Below are 19,579 nucleotides of genomic sequence, written 5' to 3'. Positions count from 1 at the left end.
AGCTTCTCCAGACCAGGATGCCTCAATCTTGCAAGTGAACATCCGCGCGTTATTGGCAGTGGCAGCAGCAAAGGACGAGGGCGCTCTCAATGCTGTGAATGTGGTCGCTTTTTCGGCGAAACGGAAGGGCGCCAGATCAGGCTCGGAGGTATATCAGGCACTCCTGATCGTGATGCACCTGGGAAGTATGAGGGCAGTGGAAGACATTACAGGCCACAAGTACAAGATGATTGATTATATGAGAAGACCTGTTAGCACAGGTCTTCTCATGCATGAGGACAAGTATCTCTCACCAGGGGCAAAACATAAGAGGATCTATCTCACGGGTCCCTGATCACAGCGTCCAAGCAACTCGCTTGCCAACCCCATCAGAGTGAGGTATTTCTTTTCTCAACAGAATCCCTTGAGCACAACATGGAGGTTGAAAATTGGATCAATTTCTTGCAGAACAGCTTATTCGCACCTATGTGGAGGGGTGGAAGGAATATGACCTCACCAAAATTCTGAGCACTCTCGATCCAGACTGTGTACTCATCGAATCCCAAGGCCAGACCTTTCGTGGCGCTCACAAGATCATCCGCGAGGTGGAAAAGCGAATTGCAAGCGAATATGGCCCCTGGAAGATTCACCGTTGGGACATCACTACGCTTACGGTAACCGGTTCGCTCTGTTTCCTTGAATGGATCTTCGAGAGCCAGCGGCGCTTTGAAGGTGCCTCCATCGTTCAATATAAGGAAGGGAAAATCAGTTCTGTTCGGGAATATCGCACCACTCAACCCCTCTGGGAGGCGAGCGAGGAGTGACTTACGCCGCCAGAAACGGCTTCAACGTTCCTCTCTCATCTGTTTTGTTCTGCCTGCCCCTTTTCTTTAGGACTGATTCTTCTACACATTTTACAAAGCGAATTTGCAATCAGGCTGAAAAAGCTGTCTGGGGAAAAAGCGCTAACAACGTTGCCTTTGCGCATCTCAGGCTTGTTCGACCGCTTCAGATGCTGCCACTCTTTCATCTCTGTTACATGTGTAGAAGAGTCAGTCATTCAGGCGTGGGGCGTCGAGTCATCATGGGGTATCTGACTCAGGGTGTGGATTAATTGTGGATATGTGCAGTGCCTCACTATGAGAGGCTGTGTCCCTCCATGCCTACTATGAGTCAAGGGATGTGAGTATCATGCGGACATTCGCGCCCGCATGATACTCACATCCCTTTTCCCTATACATGTCTGCGACATAAAGAGGCATTCGGGATGGCTGGCTCGTAGAGCTGCGGGAATGCTATACTATCTTATGCGGCTCCCGCGCTATTTCTCGTGGCATACTCTGAAAAGCATGTGTGAACGCCACCTGAACTGTGGCTAGCCGCGCCGCCATGTCTGAGTTTATGCAAGCTGATCGCTGTGAGGAAGCCCCCTCTCATCCCAGGCGGCTTTGCTCATACACATGAATAGCTTACCGGAAAGGTGATTGTATCGATGGCTTCTGAGCAATTCGCGCGCAAGAACATAGATTTTGTGGCTTATTCGGACCAGGGGGATCGAGGGGATGGGGTGCAGATCATGGTTCACAAGGGCCATGCTTATATTGGGCATATGTTTAGCAATGGTGTGACCGTGTTGGATGTTTCGGATCCTAAGCGCCCGCGCCCGGTCAATTTCATCGCGACCCCGCCCAATACGTGGTCGTTGCACCTTCAGGCCGCCGAAGACTTGCTGTTGGTGATTAACGCGGTCAATATTTATTCACCGAACATTCACATCGACAAAACCGATTATTATACGAAATCTTTTGCTGAGACGTTTGGCGGCCAAAGGGCTGATTTCGCGGCTGGCCTGCGTGTCTTCAATATCGCGGACCCTGCGCACCCACGCGAGATCGGTTTTATGCCAGTCAAGGGCTTCGGTTTGCACCGTATCTGGTATGTCGGGGGGCGCTATGCCTATGCCTCCGCTTCCCTGGCGGGCTATACCGACCATATCTTCATTGTAATTGACATGGCTGACCCCACGAGCCCGCAGGTCGTGGGCAAATGGTGGATTCCCGGTATGTGGCAGGCTGGCGGGGAAACTCCGACCTGGAGTGGCTGGCGCTATGCCCTGCATCACGCGATTGTGGCGGGCAATAGAGCCTATGGTTCTTGGCGCGATGGCGGCCTGACTGTGCTGGATGTCAGCGATCCCACATCCCCCCAATTGCTGGCACACCGTAACTGGAATCCTCCCTTTGGCGGTGGCACACATACCAGCCTGCCTCTGCTCGACCGCAACCTTGTGATTGTCGCCGATGAGGGGGTTGCAGACAACTGCGAGGATGGCGTGAAGCATACCTGGGTAGTCGATGTACGTGAGCCGACCAATCCGGTCACGATTTCAACCTTTCCCAATCCCGCCGAGGAGGATTACTGCGCCAAGGGAGGACACTTCGGCCCCCATAACCTGCATGAGAACCGTCCCGACAGCTTTCAAAGTTCCGAAGTGATTTTCGCCACCTACCAGAACGCCGGGATACGCGTCTACAGTGTCAAAGATCCCTTCCGGCCCGAAGAACTGGCCTATTTTGTGCCGCCCGCGCCTAAAAAGATGTACGATCCGCGCCCGCAGAGCGCCCAGGTTATTCAGTCCTGTGATGTCTTTGTGGACAAGCAGGGATTACTTTACGTTACCGATTACAATGCGGGCCTCTATATTCTTGAGTATAAAGGCTAGCATACAAGGGCGTGTTCGTAGGAAGCAGGGGAGCGTCTCCTGCTTCCTATATATTCCCCATCATACAGTGTTAAGGAATTACAAAAAACGAGCGAGAATGCCCCGGCTCTGACCCGCACTACCACGACCCAGACAACAAGCTGACCACCGAATATTATCCAGCCCGCGTACGCAACTCCATGATGAGTTTTTCCAGTATTGGTCGGGATACATAGTGCTGTGGTGAGCGGATCAGGCCCACAGGCAGCGTCAGCGAAAATTCTGAAAGCGAACGCAGCACGGTTCCCTCTGGGGCAGGTGTCACCGCTCTGGCAGGTACGATCGCAATACCAATGCCAGCCTGCACCCCTTGCTTGAGCGCATCGAAGCTGCTGATCTCCATGTATGGGCGTGTGGTGAGACCATGTTGGGTGAAAAAGTATTCAATGGTTTCCCGGTATGCGCAATACTGACCAGTGAGAAGGAGGCGTTGATTGCAAAGGTCTGCTGGCGTCACCTGCTGTACCTGCGCCAGTGGATGCGTGGTTGGAATGAGTAGCGCGATGGGTTCAAACAAGAGTGGCTCAAAGGTGAGCCCCAATTCAGCTGGGGGAGGAGAACAGAGGCCAATTTCTAACTGGCCCTTTGCTACACGCTGACAGATAAAGCGTGTGCCCGTCACTTCTAGCGCCACATGCATGTTCGGATACTCCTGGCAAAATTGAGCCAGTAAAGGCATGAGGCACCAACTTGCCACAGGCTCGATTGCCCCGATACGCAGGCTCCCCGTTTCACCAGCTGCGATCTCTCTCATGGTTTGTTCCAATGTGCGTGCCTGCTGGAGCAGAACATCGATCTGCTCGTAGAGAGCCTGTCCTGCTGTCGAAAGCTGAATTCGTTTGCCCTGGCGCACAAAGAGCTTGAAGCCCAGTTCAGTCTCCAAGTGCTGCATGTGCAGCGTAATGGTGGACGGGGCATAGGAGAGTGCCTCGGCGGCTCTGGTAAAGCTGCCCTCGCGCACGATGGTCTGAAAGGTTGCAAGATAGCGGAATTCCATCCAGCCTTCTTTCTTCAGCGAAAATGAAACAAAACGTCAGAAACTTTATATTGACACTATATCATAACTAACCTTATCCTTGGAAGAAAGGTTTTCTTTTTGTGAAGATCAAATGAAATTGGCAAGAGGTGTTATTCCCTGTTGGAAAGGAACGCGATTCAATGGTCAAGGCAGCAATCTCTAGTTCGATTACACCAGGCAACGTTCGCATAACGTATCTACCCGATGGATATATTCTCTTCAATACAGCAGCCGTATTCCCAACAATCACCGCGACAGACTGGCAGGTCTATCGAAATGAACTCGATGACAATGGCCAACTTGTCGGCAGCTTGGGTGCCTATCTGCTCCAGACTCCTGAGCAGACGATATTGGTTGATACTGGCCTGGGCCCCAGAACCTATGAGAGCAGCCGTTTCAAGTGCTATGGCGGCCAACTCCTTTCCCACCTTGAGCAGGCGGGCCTCAATCCTGCTGACATCGATATAGTCTTTATCACACACATGCACGCGGATCATGTGAACGGTGCCGTGCGTGAGGCCAATGGCGAGCTGGCCCTGATCTTCCCGAATGCACGCTATTTGATACGGAGCGCTGAGTGGCACCGCTTCGACAATCAGCCGGAGAGGAGAGCCAGCGTTGCTGACGCACTACATCTACTGGAGCATCGCATCGAGTTTGCAGAAGAGGGAGAGGATATCGTACCCGGAGTAACGGTTCTGGCTACGCCAGGGCATACGGCTGGTCACGCATCGCTGCTGGTAACAGCGGGCGAGGAACGCGTTATTATTCTCGGCGATATCTTCTATAGTGCTGTGCAGATTGAGCATCCTGAATGGACTAACTCTCTAGATAGCGATCCTGAGCAGGCGAAAATCACTCGCAGGCAGATGCTTCAGGAGCTTGCGCAGCCCTCGACTACTGGGGCCGCAAGCCATGTTGCCAATTCCGTCTTCATTCAAGTGGTAACCGCACACAGTGGCTTCCAGCTCTTAAAAAGATGAAAGGCCTGTCTAGGCAAACGTTATCACCATAGCCGGTAATCTCTCTCAGAGGAAAGAGCAAAATAGAGGAAAGAAAAAAGGAAATAAGATGCGGATCAAACGATTATTTTGGGCAGGACTAGCAGTGACACTAGGCGAGACAACGCTTCAGATAGATCCTTTCACTAGAGACTCTAACCTTACTGGTAAAGGAATAAGTTCGGAAGAACTCACCGATGCAATAGAACCAGGAACAGCCCAATATACTTTGATTACTCACCTGCATAGTGATCATTATCATCCTGAAACGATACGTCAATATATGCAAGCAAATGGGCAGGTAGTTTGTCATCAACCACAGGCACACGTGGTTGAACAAGATGGCTTCGCGAGCTTGCCAGTCCAGCAAGAAAATCCTATTCAGGTCTCTACATTTCGACTCACAGCAGTTCCTGCAGTTGACGGATTTGGAGATGATCAGGTTTCTTGGATTATTGAGGGTGATGGAAAACGTGTCATTCATTGTGGAGATACGCTCTGGCATGGATATTGGTGGCAAATCCAGCAGAGATATGGCCCTTTTGATCTCGCCTTTTTGCCTATCAATGGGGCATTGGTTTCGCGTCCGGATATTCTTCTCCAGCGACCGTATTACGCTTCAAGCGAAATTCCAGCCTCTCTGACGCCTGAGCAGGCTGTTGCGGCAGGGATAGCACTCAAAGCTAAAGCAGTTTGCCCTATTCACTATGGACTTGATACGGATATCTATCGGGAATATCCTCAAGCCGTAGAACTCTTTACTGCTACGGCACAAAGGCGTGAACTTTCTGTCCTTTGGTTACAACCAGGCGAAGAGGTTCATTGGGAACAGATAGAAGAGCGTAAAAAATGGGGTGGCGAAAGCATCAGTTTGGATGCCTGATTTATCTATTGGGGTTCGATAGCCAAGAACTTAATAGAGCCCCCTCATTGTAAAAGCGTAAATCGCCTCTCCCTCTCCCGTGAGATATGGGAAAGGGGAGAGGCGACCTACCTCCCATATTTACCATACGCCACAAACATTCAAGCATCTGGCGTCACAGTTGTGGCGTGATCTCATTGATAGCCTGATCCATTGTGACCACAGGTATCTTCTGGGTAGCCAGGATATCTAAGAGCGCATTGAATGAACGATTGCGGAGCCATGCTCTCTGATGGGACTTTGCCAGCCGTGGTTGGCATATTGTAATTGGAGAAGCAATACCCGGAATTCTTCATCATTCAATCTAGGGATGCAGTGGTGCTCTGATTGGAGAGGAGGGGACTTCTGAATGTTTGCCTCTGTAGAAAGTGCTTGCAAAAGAGAAATGTCTCAAGGTGGCTCGTTGCTCCTTCATCCCAGTCCTTTGTAGCCTGGGCTTCCAGATCCCAATTCACCTCCCAAATGTAACTGTGACCTGTGCTCGGTACATCATCATCACTCGTATTCACACTGTAAGCAATGACCTAGCATTTATCAATGCTCAGAGATACCGAAGATATTTCAGCGCTTTCAGGTATCCGCAAAGTATGTGCCCTGGATACGATATACAGATGCCCTTCCCGCGCTGCCAGTAGCTTATATATGATTTTTCCCTGATCAGCCCGCTTAGGGAGCAGCGATAGTGACCTCCCAGTTAGTTTCGAAAAAGGTAAAAGATGCATATGGGATTATTGGTTTAGATTGTCCTGAATGTGTCCGGTCACTGTCCTGGAAAACACGATGTTTCCCTTGTACACTTCCAGGTAAGATGTCGCAGTTGCCCGAATTAGTCGGGGGAACAGATGTTTGAGGGTTTATCGTGAAGCAATCATTACGAGTCATCAAGGTTTCGATTCCATCAGGTGTACAGGCCGTAGTAAGTGAATGGAACCTTGGCTCGATCATTCACAGATATTCTATAGAAAAAATCGGGTCCTTCTTCCTTGGCTTTTTTATGCTGCTCTTTTGGGGAGTCGGGCCTCTTGCTCTTATTCCTGCGGTTATAATCACGTCACCTCCAACTGACGCGAATGGATGGGCTATCGCTTTAGGTTTGTATGTTCTGCTTTTTATGCCAATAGGTTTACTCGTCTCCTTGGCGTCGCTTCGTCTCCTTGCTGCGGCGTTTTCCCTGCAAGGGAAACATCTCTATCAATGCAGCAAAGGCGTGGTGCTAGCCGGGAGAAAGCAGACCGAGGTATTCCTCTATGAGGAGATGGCTCTACGCTTCAGGGCTGTTGCTGTCTATCGCTATGGTGCCCATATGAAAGATAAATATAACATCACGATTGGACGGCGAGGAGATAAAAAGAAAATTTTGCTTGACGAGAGCAATCTTGGAAATGGCGTGACTGGCCTCTCTCTGTTTAAAGCAGAGCTTGCGCGCGAAATCATACAAGTACAACTCCCGCGTATTCAGGCCACGCTTCAGGCGGGAGAAACCGTCTGGTTTGAACTGCCCCTGGGAGCAATGATGGGTATAAATAACTATGAGATTATCCACAAGCGAGGAGAGAAGGAGAAACGAAAAGCCTGGCATGAGCTTTCATCGGCTATAGAGCAAAAAGGCTTTCTCAAATTGTACGCTGGTCGCCATAACTGGCTTGCGCTGGGCATTGGTTCTATCACAAACTATGACCTCTTTAAGCTCCTCATCGATCAGAAATTAAGCGAATATGGGAGCATATCTGTCCAGTAATCACCTCCGTATCAGTCAGGAGAACAATGGATAATCCAAATACTACTCCCACAAGGCAGCTTATTATAATCCTCACAATGGTCATCGCGGGAATGTATATACTGTATGCCAATCTATATGCGGACTGTTTTCGGCATAAAATATCCAATACAGCTTCATGGAGTCCGACTGTGTTTCGCGGTGAGACGATTGCCTTACGAGTAGATCCACATGTAACGACTGTGAATGATCTATGGGGAAGTAGGGCAATCATTTTGCATCTGGCTGGCCTGAAAGACGTTCAACTCGCCCCACCAAAACCCAGCAACTGGGGCGATACAATCTTTACCTCAAACAAACGGGATCGGCAGGCGCTCACGTTCAACCTAAGTTATACATTTCCCAGTTCTCTTGCTGGACCGGATCGCCAGATAGTGGATGGCACAATTACTGGGGATGTCTTCTATCCTGAACCATTTGGAGCGTTTGAATTTCAAGATAAGACCGTGCATATAAACATTCCTGTGCATGCGCATCTGATCCCATCAGATGAGGTTCCCTGGAAAGACATCAAAATTATACTCTATATCATAGCGTGTCTGGGTATGCTTGTGTTTGTTTTCACACCTGCCATACTCCTCAAATACGATAAACGTAATTTCTGGCCAACGGAACATAAGAAACGCTATGGTATGAGTAGGTGGCTCTTCTTGGTGGTACTGTATGGTGGAGGGCTATTGATTGCCCTGGTTACCTTCGCCGGTTATGGCTCAGCTTCCTGCTATGGTGAGATCTACACTCTAGCGGGCATATTAATTGTGCTTGCTTTGGTCGCAGTGATCGCTACTACCATCACGAAAAAAATACAGCTCCAAAAAACAGTTGACACGCTTGCAAGGCGCTCATCCATCTATCTGTTGTCTCGGGTCGAGAGCGAGTGACGGGTCTTAGATGAAAGGTAGAGGGGAGGTTGGGGTAAAGAGTGATCAATGGTACAGATGCCCCTGGGAGACTCGTTTCTCACCTGGTATGCTTCTTGTGAAAATTGGACATGTGCAAAACAGGGAGGGTTTATGGCACTTGTAGGGAAACAGTTTAGTCACTATCGTATTCTCCAATTAATCGGCAGAGGCGGTATGGGTGAGGTCTACGTTATTGAAGATGTCCGTGTCCAGCGGCAAGTCGCAGCCAAGTTCATTCGAATGGAGATGATCCAGTCGGACCAGGAAGCTGCAAGTGATGCCCTACGCCTCTTCTGGCGGGAAGCGACAGCTATTGCCCAGCTTGACCATCCCGCGATCCTGCCATTGTATGACCACGGCGAGGAAGCCATCGATGATGCTCACGTTGCGTATCTGGTTATGCCTTATCGTCCTGAAGGTTCCTTAACTGCCTGGCTCAGAAAACGGGCGCAAATGAGACAAACCTCACCATTGACGCTCAAGCAAATCGCGCATTTCATCCAGCAAGCTGGACAATCTCTACAATATGCGCACGATCATCAGGTCATGCACTTGGATGTCAAGCCCGCCAACTTCTTGATTCAGAGCAAGTCGGCAACCGACAACTACCCTCATCTGCTGCTCTGCGATTTTGGCATTGCGCGCTTAGCAAGCGCAACCTCGAATGCGAGCCAGCATGTACGTGGTACTCCCCTCTATATGGCCCCAGAACAATGGGCCAATCAGCCAGGCTTTGCCAGCGATCAGTATGCTCTTGCGATCATGGCCTACGAGCTGCTCACTGGCAGCCCCCCTTTTCAGGGATCTCCCCTGAATGTGATGTTTGCCCATCTTCAGGAGCAGCCTGCATCCGTTCGCGAACGCAATCCTCTGCTCCCATCAGCCGTTGACCTTGTTTTGCAACGTGCCCTGGCGAAAAAGCCGGAGGAACGCTTCCCCTCGATCACTGAGTTTGCCCAGGTTTTGCAGGAAGCCCTGCAGGAAGTGCGGAAAGAGAGCATGCTTCCCGCTCCCCCGACCCTCGACGCATCTTCGAAGTATGCTCCTGCGGTCAACAACTTAGCCGCATCCTCTGGTAACATGCAGCTTGCTCAATCCTTTCCTCTGGCATCAGTTGTTGTCCCTGTACAGGAGAAGGTCGCGCATTCTTCGAGCGTCTCTGCTGAGGTAGCTGGTGTCGCAACTCCTCGCTCCCTGATTATGTCTACGCAGCCTGTCAGTGCATCTCCGGGCTCAACTACATTTCCTCCATCAGCACCTGTGGGCCCCAACAAGCGACGCTCCTCCATTCTTGTTGGGGCCTTGCTTCTCCTGATCCTCGTCTCTATAGCTGGAAGCAGCTTTAGCTTATGGCGTGCAGCCACAGCGACTACTCAAGTCAATAGTGAGGCCACTATGAGTACCCAAGCCAATAGGCAGGCTACTGCAACCACTCAAGCCAATGAGAAGGCCACAGCGACTACCCAAGCCAACCCTGGCATAACGTGGCATGTCCAGACTTCTGACTCTGATGCTTACCTTCTAGATGTAGCGTGGTCCGGCTCGCAGTTTGTTGCGGTAGGGATTCATTCAATTCTCACATCATCTGATGGGCACACCTGGATAGCCCAGAAAGCGGGTGATACGCATGATGGCTCGGATGTAGCCTGGTTAGACGAGCAGTTTATCGCTGTGGGATGGAATGAGCAGGGTAGTACGATTATTACTTCGCCTGATGGACTAACCTGGACGACCCAGTACTCGGGCCCTCTGATGAACCTTTCGGGTGTCGCATGGTCCGGCTCGCAGTTTGTAGTTGTAGGAGACAGCGGTATGATTCTCACCTCCTCCGATGCCCACACCTGGACGACCCAAAGCTCAGATCTTCGGCAAAATCTTTTGGGTGTTGCGTGGTCCAGCTCGCAGTTTGTCGCCGTCGGGGCATCTGGCACGATTCTCACCTCACCCAATGGCCGCACCTGGACAGCCCAGAATTCGGGAACGTCAAAAGATCTTACTAGCGTGGCCTGGTTAAATTCGCAGTTTATCGCCCTGGGAAAGTCCGGTACAATCCTCACCTCACCCAATGGCCGCACCTGGACAGCCCAGAACTCAGGAACTTCGCAAGACCTTACCAACGTGGCGTGGTCCGGCTCGCAGTTTGTCGTCGTGGGGTGGTCTGAAAACTTGGGAGAGGTCGGAACAATCCTTACCTCATCCGACGATCGCACCTGGATAGCCCAGAATTCAGGAACCTCGCAAAATCTTTTAGGCGTGACCTGGTCTGGCTCGCAGTTTGTCGCCGTGGGATTTCCTGGGTTGATCCTCACCTCCCCCTAAGCCATTTGCAGAAATATATTCTCACTGAGAGCTCCCGAATGCACGGATTATTTGAGCCTTGTGGCAATAACGATGAAGAGCAAATTTATTGCTCAACTCTTCTTCATTAACAGCGTTAATGGCAGTAATTGCAGGTGAGAGCTTTCTTTCTTTACACCTCATTTCTTACGATGCGGTGCCAGCGTAAGTAGCAAATTCTACTGATGAAGTGTTTTGTTTGCTCATTATGTCAACTCAAGCGTGTCCACCTGCTGTGACGGTGCCGATAGTCAACCGGGGGTTGCCTTCGAGAAATGCTCCGATGCGTTCCACCTGGTCGTCGAGATCACGGCGTTGCGCGGCGGTGAGTTGGTCGAACGGCTCCACGGTGATATCGATCCAGCGACCAGAGCGCCGCTGGTGCCAGACCCCGGCGACAATACCGTCGATGAGCAGCACTGGAAAGTTTCCGGCTTGACCACTTGGGGTCAGTGCGCGTTTGGCGGCTCGCCCGGGAAAAAGCAGTTCGCGCGGGTGGCTGCCAACCGTATAAGCATCGAAGTAGGGGAGAAGCAGCACACTTTGGGGCATGATGGATGGAACCGTGGTGTCTCCGGCTACCACCCATGCCAGGCTGCCATTGACCTCCACTTGTTGAAGTTCACCAGACAGGGAGTCGAACAGTTCCGTTGCCCACCGTCGTGGTGCGTTCAGCCACTGCGCGAATTGCTGAGGAGTGGCCGGTCCGTAGGCATACAGATAGCACTTGATGAGCCAGGTAAGGGCGGTTGACCCATCGGCAGGTCGCAATCCAGGCAGGAACCGTTGGGGGTTGGTGTAGGTGACCTTGGGACCTCGGTTGGGACCGAAACACAGCGCACCGCGGGTTCCTGCTGTCGCAAGGGCCATACGCCATCGAGGCCACATCCCATTGAACGCGGGCACGACCAGTTCGCCAGCCCATGGGCCGGTGGCAGCAATGACTGCTGCACTCAGTTCATCGATGGTTAACTCGGCATCGCACAGTGCGGTTGCAATGGCATTAACCACCTCATCGGTTTGCTCAGAAGTCAGCCGTACCTCTTTTGTCTGACCGTTGTGGGAAGGTGGGAGTGCGGAGAGCGCACTGGTCCACATGGGCAGATCTTGGGCGGCCAGGAGGTGTACTGTGCCGCGCGGCCCGAACGTTTTCACGAGGCTGCGCTCAGTCCACAGGGCCTCTCTGACCACCCGCTGTGTGATGGAGGTGATTCGCAGTCCAATGGACCAAAAGGCTGCGGACAATACCTGGGCATGCGCTCCACACATGGTTCTGACCATGTCCGCAGGTCGGACGTCCTTTGAGGGCGTGGAAAGCCCATGGCGAACGACCCGGCGGGCGGTGATTTCGGCCCACGACAGTTGAGGCTGTGGAGTCGACGTTCTCATTTGATGATTCATGCGACTGGTTTCTATGTTCATGGTGATATGCTTTCATTTGAAGCGCCCGTGAGAGTGAGAAGCGTCTTGCACCTCAAAAACTCCCTCTCATTTCGCAGGCAAGAGAGGGACAAAGTCCTTTTGTCCCTCCCTGTAGGTATCTGTTGATTGCTTCCTGATCTGACTACCGCATAGAACGATAGAAAGCCCGCAGGTCTTCCGCCAGCAGTTCTGGTTCCTCTAGTGCAGGGAAATGCCCACCTCGTGGCATCTCGGTCCACCGTTCGATACGCAGGGTGCGCTCCGCAAGGGCACGCGGAGCAGGAGTATCTTTGGGGAAGAGAGCCATTGCCACCGGAACCTCGATACGCAGCCCCGCTTGAAGCGATGGCATGTGGCTTTCCTCATAGTACGAGCGAATCGAGGGATTGATCGTTTGAGTCACCCAATAGATCATGATGTTGGTAAGCAGTTCATCTTTCGTATACGTACGCTCAAGATCGCCATCGATGTCGCTCCAACCATAGAATTTTTCGATGATCCAGGCAGCGAGTCCGACGGGCGAATCGGAGAGGCCATAGGCTAGCGTTTGCGGCTTGGTTGATTGGATCATGACATACCCGCCCTCCTGAAAGAATCTCTGCTGCATCGCCCCCAGGTACCCTTGCTCGATGGGCGTCAGGCTCGATGGGTCCAGGTTCATGGTTGCCTGAAAGCCAATGTCAGTCAGATGGATGCCGATGACCGATGTGGGGTTATTGAGTGCCAGGAGTTGGGAGATAGGACTGCCACCATCCCCACCTGCCGCGGCATAATGCTGGTAGCCGAGTACGTCTCGCATCAAACGACCCCACACCTCCGCCGTCTGTTTCACCGTCCAGCCTGGCTTTCGCACGGGATCGGAGAAACCAAAACCGGGAATGGAGGGAACGATCACATCAAAGGAGTCAGCCGCGTTGCCTCCGAAGCGTTCCGGGTCGGTGAGCATAGGAATGATCTTGTGCATGCGATAGAACGAATCGGGCCAGCCATGAGTGAGGATGATCGGCAGTGGATTCGGCCCTTTGCCGCGCTCATGGATAAAATGAATGCCCAGGCCATCGATGTCTGCGCGAAATTGCGAATACCTGTTGAGTGCCGCCTCCTGTTTGCGCCAATCGTACTCGTGCTGCCAGTAGGTCACCAGACGCTTGAGATAGTCAAGATTCGTGCCATAACTCCAGCCAGCACCTTCGACCTCGTCGGGCCAGCGCGTGCGAGCTAAGCGCTCACGCAAATCGTCAAGGGTGGATTGAGGGATGGCGATATTGAATGGTTGTATATTCATGTTTATCTTTCTCCTTTTCTTTATTACAAGAAGATTGTAACATTGAACAAGGGCAAAATCGGCCCTCGTTTCAGAAGTTCTACCCAAAACGGGCTAAATCGAACAAGAGAAATGGGTGGATACCTCATGGAAACACACGTTGAGGGGTAGGAAACTCCCAATCGTGGTTGAGCCATTCAACGCGCAATGCCGCCGCCGCATTGCTGCGCAGCCAGCGCATTCCACTGCTCATAAGAGCCGATCCAGGCTCGCTGCTTCTGCAGGTACATGATCGCTTGCCGCAAGGGAGCTAGGTGCTGTGCAGGCTGTCCCGCCAGTTCCCTTCGCCATTGCTTGAGTTGGTTCTGATCCTTGTCCATCTCCCCTTTTCATAATCAGGTATTCAACTGGCTCACCGAACGCGCCTGCTCTTCTTGAGAGTGCTGGGTCAGCATTTCCACGGCGTAGGCGGCTTTGCGCACCGTTTGCCACAGGTGGGCCAATCCAGAATCTGCTCCGAATGAGGAAAATGCGTGGCGGCTTTCTTTTTGATCCAGTGCGCTCCATCGGCGACTGCCACTTGAAGATGCTGTTGGAGTCCCAACTCTTGCACCGCGTGACCTGCTTGTTGACCCAGCGCACGAGCGTTCTCAAAGGTGGCAACAGAACGACGCCTGCGGCAGCGGCTGCGTTGACGAGGAGGATGACGGCGGGTCTGGACAGAGCGGCTCAATTCCACTCATGCCATAGCTTCGTTGGGCTATGGTGGAATGTTGCCTCATTCTTGTCCACTACCAATCACTGCCACTTTACCTTGCCGGGAAACCGGAAGCTTTCAGCGCATCTTTTTCTCGCAACTTGTTGCAGCCGCTCTGACGATGGCTGAGAGCCTGGGTGAACCACTGGGCCTCACATCTCGCCGTTTAGGGAGTCCCTCCACTTCTAGACTCTAGACAAGATGAACCTTTTCTCCTTCTATCCGGTAGTAGAGAGAGAAGAGCAAAGATTGTTGCCTTCACCATTTTTTAGAGGATATGGGATTTGCCATGTTCATCGATGAAGATCTGTTTCGCGCCTGGCAGCATGGCGATGCAAGAGCACTGGAGATGCTTGTCCAGCGGTATCATGCTCCATTACTCGCACATCTCTATCGTGTTCTGACAGATATGCACCTGGCGGAAGATCTGGTTCAGGAGACGTTCATCAGGCTGATCCGCGATGCGCAGAGCTACTGCTATCCGCGTCCCTTTCGCCCCTGGCTCTACACCATTGCCCACCATCTGGCCTGCAACTATCATACCAGTGCCTATGCTCGCCGCGTCGAACTACGCACTGAGATGCCTGCCATGCAGGCCCACGAACCAGATCCGGCAGAATGGTTTGAGCGCTGGGAACAACACCATACCCTGCACAAAGCACTCACTCATCTGAGTCTTGAGCAACGCGAGGTGCTCAGCTTGCGCTTTGGGCAGGAGCTGAGCATCCCGGAAACTGCGGCCATTCTCTCGATCCCCGCTGGTACCGTCAAAAGCCGGACGTTCACTGCCCTCCGTCTGTTGCGTTCTCACCTGGAGGAAAACGCCAGCTACATGGAGAGCAAAGAAGGAGGACAGCACCATGGATAGCCATGCATTTGATCAGACTCCCGTACAGGGCGATGAGCTCTCCCCCGATCTGCAAGCTGTTGCCAGAAGCTATAGAGCTCAACCGGTTCCACATCCATCCTCAGCCGAGACGGCGCAATTACTCCACACGCTTCTGACGGAAGCCGCTTTTCAGACCCAAGAAATGCGCAATGAGAGCAACGATCACCTCTGGCATATTCTTGTGCTGGCTCGCTGGCGAGTGTATTTGCTTGGTCAATGGTTCTGGATGATTGGTATCGTGTTTCTCCTGGCTGGTATCTTCCTGGCCCGGTTTCTCACGGTTCCTGATCTCATTACACTTCTGATTCTTCTGCTCCCTCTGACATCCGTGCTCAGTCTCGCCTATGGGCTACGCACACTGTCGGCTGGATTACGGGCCGTTGAGGCAAGTTGCCCGGCCAATTTTGTGCAAACAGGTATGGGCATGGGCCTGGCTCTTCTGGCGTTCGATAGCCTGCTTGGCCTGGCTGCAACGCTTGGCTTTGCTCTGGCGAACTGGGCACCGTTCTGGCATTTATTGCTGGCCTGGCTGGCCCCACTGCTGCTGCTCACTGCCATCTCGCTCCCTCTTGCACTCCTGCGCAGTGTGCGTCTGGCAGTGCTGATTGGAGGTGGGCCCTGGCTGCTTCTGGGCTTACTTGCCCTGAATGAGCAACATGGATCAGGTGTGACGAACGTGCTCTTTTCTCTCCCACAGGATCCATTCTCGTTCTCATACCACCTGGTAACTATTTTACTCAGTCTCCTGCTTCTGACCGTACTCTTTCTCAGCGCCCCCAAATGGCAGCGCTTCTGCGCTTTTTAGAGGTATGAGAAAGCTTGGAAGGATTGTGTATGTCTCACTTCTGGACCATCATGAAACTTGAATTGAAGCTGACCTGGCTCAACTGGGTCACGTGGCTTATGGTATTGGTCATGCTCATCATTGGAGCCTTATGCGCTTCCAGTAACCGGAGCGAACCCTGGTCAACCTGGGCGCACCTGGGGGACACCGGTTTCTTCATGTCGCTCATCCTGGCTTTCTGCACCGGAAATCAGATCCACCGTGATTCTGTGCAACGCCTGGACGGGATCGTTCTGAGCACGCCTGTCGCTACTCCTGTTTACGTCTGTGGGAAATACCTGGCTGGACTGGTGAGCCTGCTCCTCCTTGCTGGTTCTGGACTGCTTTCCGCGCTCGTGGTAGATCAACTCCCTACTGGTACGCACGCTTTCCTGATCTTCTCACCCCTCTTCTATGCGCCACTGGGGGCACAACCCTATCTCATTGGCTGGGTCTGGCTGGTGCTGACCCCAATCACTTTTGGTGCGACCTTCGTGTTGGCCTGTATGACACTCACACGCGGTCAGCGTGTCATTGCCTCTCTCGCCATCCTCCCCATCTGGATTTTGCCTCTGTTTCTCGTCAGTTCCATTCCCCAACTGCTTGATATTACCGCCGCCGTTTTCTTCCCTGCGTATTCTCTCGCCCCAGCGGATACTCCTCCAAGCACTCCCATCAATGAGTTTCTGCGTCAACATCCGGTCTTGTGGAAGAATAGTCCACCGCCAGCTGATCTTGTTCAGCAAGTGATGCATCTTTCTCTGGCAGAAACACCACCTTCGCCCATTCCCGCTCTGTTTCTCTGGAACCGCCTGTTCTTCCTGGGTATTTCCCTGCTGTTGCTTGTTCTGACGATCTACAGTACGCATGTGCTGCGCCGTCGCGCTGTTTAAGGAAAGGAAAAAGATGATGCCAACGCTCTTTATCGATACCGTGAGCAAGCGTTATGAGCGCAATCGTTGGGCCTTGCGCGAGTTCTCGCTGCGCATGGAGGCCGGTGTGCTGGGCCTGGTGGGTCCCAATGGTGCAGGCAAGACCACACTGCTCAAGATGCTGGCAACGCTGCTACGGCCCACTGAGGGCCATATTACGTGGAATGGTCAGAATATCCTTCGCCATCCCGAGATGGTGCGCCGTGTGCTGGGCTACGTGCCCCAGGACTTCGGCGTCTATCCACAGATCAGCGCACGCATGTTTCTCCGCTATCTTGGCGAACTCAAGGGCTTGCGTGGGACGCAGTTGCGTCAGCGGATCGATGCTGTACTAGAGATGGTTGGCCTCTCCGCAGATGCCGACCGACGCTTAAAAACCTTCTCCGGAGGCATGGTGCGCCGCCTCGGCATTGCCCAGGCGCTGCTGAACGAACCACGCTTGCTCGTGCTCGACGAACCAACGGTGGGCCTCGATCCAGCCGAACGTGTCCGTTTTCGTGAAATGCTGCCCTCGCTCTCTGGCGAACGTATCGTCATCCTCTCGACGCACATTATCAGCGATATCGAGGTCACGGCGACCCATCTCGCCCTGCTAAACCAGGGGCGCTTGAACTGGACAGGCACGCCCGAGGCGTTGCTCGCTGACGCCGCTGGGTCGCTCTGGACACTGACCATTCCGCAGGCTGAATTCGAGCGTTGGCGCGCACGTTATCGCGTAAGCAGCGCGATTCCTCGCGGTGGCCGCGTCGAGATGCGTATTTTGGCCGCGCATCAGCCGCATCCCCAGGCCATCCCGGCTCATCCTACCCTGGAAGAAGCATACCTGCTCTTCCAGGAAGCAATGGGGCCGGAAGAGAGGGCTGAGGCTTTCGTTTCTCCCACGCAGGTCCCTTGAACGGCAAGATCCGAATGAAGGTGTGATCCAAGTGGTTGGGCTCCAACACTACCTTGGTGTCACTTCTGGTGCCCTTGATCTGCCAGCGGGGCTGATGTGCTACGAGACCCAATGTATGCATCAGATGGGCAACTTGCTTGCGAGCACAGAAAAATTCCTCAGCGTATAACTCTGCTTGCACTCATGGTCTTTCGTGTCAAACCTGTGGATACTTCTGAGGATGCTGTCTTCGTTGTACCTAACGATGACTTCTCCTCTCATATTCCTGCGCACCCTCATCAATAGAGACAGAAGATCTACAGAAAACCATTTGTGTAAATCTTCTGTCGCTTCTCAAGTTGCAATCATGGATCGTGATCGCACCCTCTCCCATTTTTCCTCTTACGCAACACATCGATTTTGAGCACAATGGTTTCGATGTCTGAGCCTCTCAGGCATCTTCGCTCAGGCGAATGAATAGCGTGCCACAAAAACGCCCTTCTTTCAGGTCTACTCCCGAACTCTCTGTGTAACACTCACAGGATTCCTGGCTTAGATGAGCAGAGGTGAGTTATGATATGACATTTTGGCATAGTCTTTAGGTCCTGTATAGACACATGCAATTTGACCGATGTGTAGGTGACCGGATAAGGTCAGTATATATGCTGACGTGCTGTAATTTCGGATTTGAAAGTTTGCAATGCAAATCTTAGGGCTGAATGGCAGACCTTATATAAGCAGTTGAGCTTTTAGAACAGCAAGAAAGGAGGCGGATCTCTACTGAAGTGTTGGTGCCGTCTGCGGTTTTCCTCACGACACCTTAGGTTTGAAGGGAAATAGTGTATGTCGTTTTTGGATCACAGATCAGATAGTAGTGCGGAACAACCAGTTGGTTCTAGTCCATTCAAGCCAGGTTCTCTCAACCAGCAGTCATCTACTGTGGAGCAGCAACTCCCTTTCCCCAATATAACAGGTGGTAAACCACAGGTACCATCTGCATCCTCCGAAATGTCTCAGCAGCAAACCGGGCCTATCATGACTCTTGAGGTAAAGAAAGCATTTTCTGATCCCTCAAGCAGCCTCAAGGCAACACGTCAACTTTCTACCGATGCACAAACGGGTAGTTTACCAATAACCAGGAGCAATACGACGGCATTGCGCGTACCAGTGGTCATTAAAGGGTCAAGAAAACATAGCACAGGTATAAAACCAAGGGGAAAACGCCTGTTGTTGCATGTCACGGTCACTGCGTTCTTACTCTTTATTATAGCTGGCACACTGCTTGCTGCCGCGACGGTTGGCGATGTTGATGCACATAACGGACCAGGCAGTATATTTAAAAGCATAAGCGGTGTTTTTGACTCAAAAAGTAGTAATTCCATGTTGTTAGCCCAGCAGGCGGCAACAGCAACGGCCGTGACACAGGATGGGTATGAGCCTCCTAGGTCCCAGCCCAAGAACGGTAGCACTCCCAGCACCCCTAGCTATGCTGGTGTCACCCAGGGACCTACTCTCGGTGGTTCGGGTAACCACTTTTTCCAGGGGCAGTGTACTTACTGGGCCGCTTATCGTTTTCATCAGCTTACTGGTGTCTGGATTCCCTGGACCGGTGATGCCTGGCAATGGTCTGGGCAGGCTGCTGCATATAACTGGCACGTTTCCAGTAGTCCAACGGTTGGGGCGATTATTGTGTTGCAGCCAGGGATACAGGGGGCCGGAGGCTATGGACACGTTGCTATCGTCGAGAAGATTAATTCAGATGGAACCGTCTATACCAGCGACTACAACTGGTATGCAGGAGGAGGTGGCTTTGGCATACTTTCATACTGGAATTTCTCTCCTGGTGGAGGAGTATCATTCATCACCCTCTGAGAGTTATCCATGCTCAAGCAACGTGCCTGAGCCATCTGCCTCAGATGTA

Annotated in this window: 18 protein-coding genes; 13 read left to right on the top strand and 5 right to left on the bottom strand. The window is 52.3% G+C overall.

Features of this window, described 5'->3' with window-relative positions:
• Nucleotides 1-28 precede the first annotated feature (28 nt).
• The 3 genes from K3T82_RS01535 to K3T82_RS01525 all read left to right on the top strand — a co-directional run bounded on the left by K3T82_RS01535 (nucleotide 29) and on the right by K3T82_RS01525 (nucleotide 2,701).
• Complete coding sequence (locus tag K3T82_RS01535; protein ID WP_220191743.1) at nucleotides 29-334, top strand: hypothetical protein; 306 nt, start codon at nucleotides 29-31, stop codon at nucleotides 332-334.
• Nucleotides 335-428: 94 nt separating this feature from the next.
• Nucleotides 429-803, top strand: a complete 375-nt coding sequence (locus K3T82_RS01530; RefSeq protein WP_220191742.1) for a nuclear transport factor 2 family protein — start codon at nucleotides 429-431, stop codon at nucleotides 801-803.
• Nucleotides 804-1,462: 659 nt separating this feature from the next.
• Nucleotides 1,463-2,701, top strand: a complete 1,239-nt coding sequence (locus K3T82_RS01525) for an LVIVD repeat-containing protein (protein WP_420799281.1) — start codon at nucleotides 1,463-1,465, stop codon at nucleotides 2,699-2,701.
• A 154-nt stretch (nucleotides 2,702-2,855) separates the two neighbouring features.
• Here the strand turns inward: K3T82_RS01525 and K3T82_RS01520 are convergent, their stop codons facing one another.
• Entirely contained in the window at nucleotides 2,856-3,737 is an 882-nt protein-coding gene (locus K3T82_RS01520; RefSeq protein WP_220191740.1) for a LysR family transcriptional regulator, read from the bottom strand.
• A 161-nt stretch (nucleotides 3,738-3,898) separates the two neighbouring features.
• Between K3T82_RS01520 and K3T82_RS01515 the strand changes: the two genes are divergently transcribed.
• The 5 genes from K3T82_RS01515 (at nucleotide 3,899) to K3T82_RS01495 (ending at nucleotide 10,679) form a co-directional block, all read left to right on the top strand.
• On the top strand, nucleotides 3,899-4,741 hold the full coding sequence (locus K3T82_RS01515; RefSeq protein ID WP_220191739.1) for an MBL fold metallo-hydrolase: 843 nt from the start codon (nucleotides 3,899-3,901) through the stop codon (nucleotides 4,739-4,741).
• A gap of 88 nt (nucleotides 4,742-4,829) precedes the next feature.
• Nucleotides 4,830-5,642 carry an MBL fold metallo-hydrolase gene (locus K3T82_RS01510; RefSeq protein WP_220191738.1) on the top strand — a complete coding sequence of 271 codons (813 nt, stop codon included), beginning with the start codon at nucleotides 4,830-4,832 and terminating at the stop codon, nucleotides 5,640-5,642.
• A gap of 898 nt (nucleotides 5,643-6,540) precedes the next feature.
• Nucleotides 6,541-7,419: a DUF6585 family protein gene (locus K3T82_RS01505; RefSeq protein WP_220191737.1), complete on the top strand. Its 879-nt coding sequence runs from the start codon at nucleotides 6,541-6,543 to the stop codon at nucleotides 7,417-7,419.
• Between the two features lie 170 nt (nucleotides 7,420-7,589).
• Nucleotides 7,590-8,339: a hypothetical protein gene (locus K3T82_RS01500; RefSeq protein ID WP_220191736.1), complete on the top strand. Its 750-nt coding sequence runs from the start codon at nucleotides 7,590-7,592 to the stop codon at nucleotides 8,337-8,339.
• 132 nt (nucleotides 8,340-8,471) lie between these two features.
• Entirely contained in the window at nucleotides 8,472-10,679 is a 2,208-nt protein-coding gene (locus tag K3T82_RS01495; RefSeq protein ID WP_220191735.1) for a protein kinase domain-containing protein, read from the top strand.
• 234 nt (nucleotides 10,680-10,913) lie between these two features.
• Here the strand turns inward: K3T82_RS01495 and K3T82_RS01490 are convergent, their stop codons facing one another.
• The 4 genes from K3T82_RS01490 to K3T82_RS01475 form a co-directional block, all read right to left on the bottom strand.
• Nucleotides 10,914-12,119 carry a winged helix DNA-binding domain-containing protein gene (locus K3T82_RS01490; RefSeq protein WP_220191734.1) on the bottom strand — a complete coding sequence of 402 codons (1,206 nt, stop codon included), beginning with the start codon at nucleotides 12,117-12,119 and terminating at the stop codon, nucleotides 10,914-10,916.
• A 142-nt stretch (nucleotides 12,120-12,261) separates the two neighbouring features.
• Nucleotides 12,262-13,404, bottom strand: a complete 1,143-nt coding sequence (locus K3T82_RS01485) for an epoxide hydrolase family protein (RefSeq protein WP_220191733.1) — start codon at nucleotides 13,402-13,404, stop codon at nucleotides 12,262-12,264.
• A 176-nt stretch (nucleotides 13,405-13,580) separates the two neighbouring features.
• A complete protein-coding gene (locus K3T82_RS01480) occupies nucleotides 13,581-13,763 on the bottom strand; it encodes a hypothetical protein (protein ID WP_220191732.1) in 183 nt (60 codons plus the stop codon).
• Nucleotides 13,764-13,831: 68 nt separating this feature from the next.
• The gene (locus tag K3T82_RS01475) at nucleotides 13,832-14,116 is read right to left on the bottom strand and encodes a hypothetical protein (RefSeq protein WP_220191731.1); all 285 of its coding nucleotides are present in this window, start codon (nucleotides 14,114-14,116) and stop codon (nucleotides 13,832-13,834) included.
• A 313-nt stretch (nucleotides 14,117-14,429) separates the two neighbouring features.
• Between K3T82_RS01475 and K3T82_RS01470 the strand changes: the two genes are divergently transcribed.
• The 5 genes from K3T82_RS01470 (at nucleotide 14,430) to K3T82_RS01450 (ending at nucleotide 19,530) form a co-directional block, all read left to right on the top strand.
• Nucleotides 14,430-15,008, top strand: a complete 579-nt coding sequence (locus K3T82_RS01470; protein ID WP_220191730.1) for an RNA polymerase sigma factor — start codon at nucleotides 14,430-14,432, stop codon at nucleotides 15,006-15,008.
• Entirely contained in the window at nucleotides 15,001-15,834 is an 834-nt protein-coding gene (locus tag K3T82_RS01465) for a hypothetical protein (RefSeq protein WP_220191729.1), read from the top strand. Before K3T82_RS01470 ends, K3T82_RS01465 begins: the two co-directional genes overlap by 8 nt.
• Nucleotides 15,835-15,863: 29 nt before the next feature.
• A complete protein-coding gene (locus tag K3T82_RS01460) occupies nucleotides 15,864-16,745 on the top strand; it encodes a hypothetical protein (RefSeq protein ID WP_220191728.1) in 882 nt (293 codons plus the stop codon).
• Between the two features lie 13 nt (nucleotides 16,746-16,758).
• Complete coding sequence (locus K3T82_RS01455; protein WP_236030934.1) at nucleotides 16,759-17,679, top strand: ABC transporter ATP-binding protein; 921 nt, start codon at nucleotides 16,759-16,761, stop codon at nucleotides 17,677-17,679.
• An 822-nt stretch (nucleotides 17,680-18,501) separates the two neighbouring features.
• A complete protein-coding gene (locus tag K3T82_RS01450) occupies nucleotides 18,502-19,530 on the top strand; it encodes a CHAP domain-containing protein (protein ID WP_236030932.1) in 1,029 nt (342 codons plus the stop codon).
• Nucleotides 19,531-19,579: the final 49 nt, after the last annotated feature.

The sequence above is a fragment of the Ktedonospora formicarum genome (genome assembly GCF_016587355.1).
In the GTDB taxonomy this organism is placed as follows: domain Bacteria; phylum Chloroflexota; class Ktedonobacteria; order Ktedonobacterales; family Ktedonobacteraceae; genus Ktedonobacter; species Ktedonobacter formicarum.
Note: the sequence above shows the minus strand (reverse complement) of the source record. Positions and strands in the feature narration are given on the sequence as shown.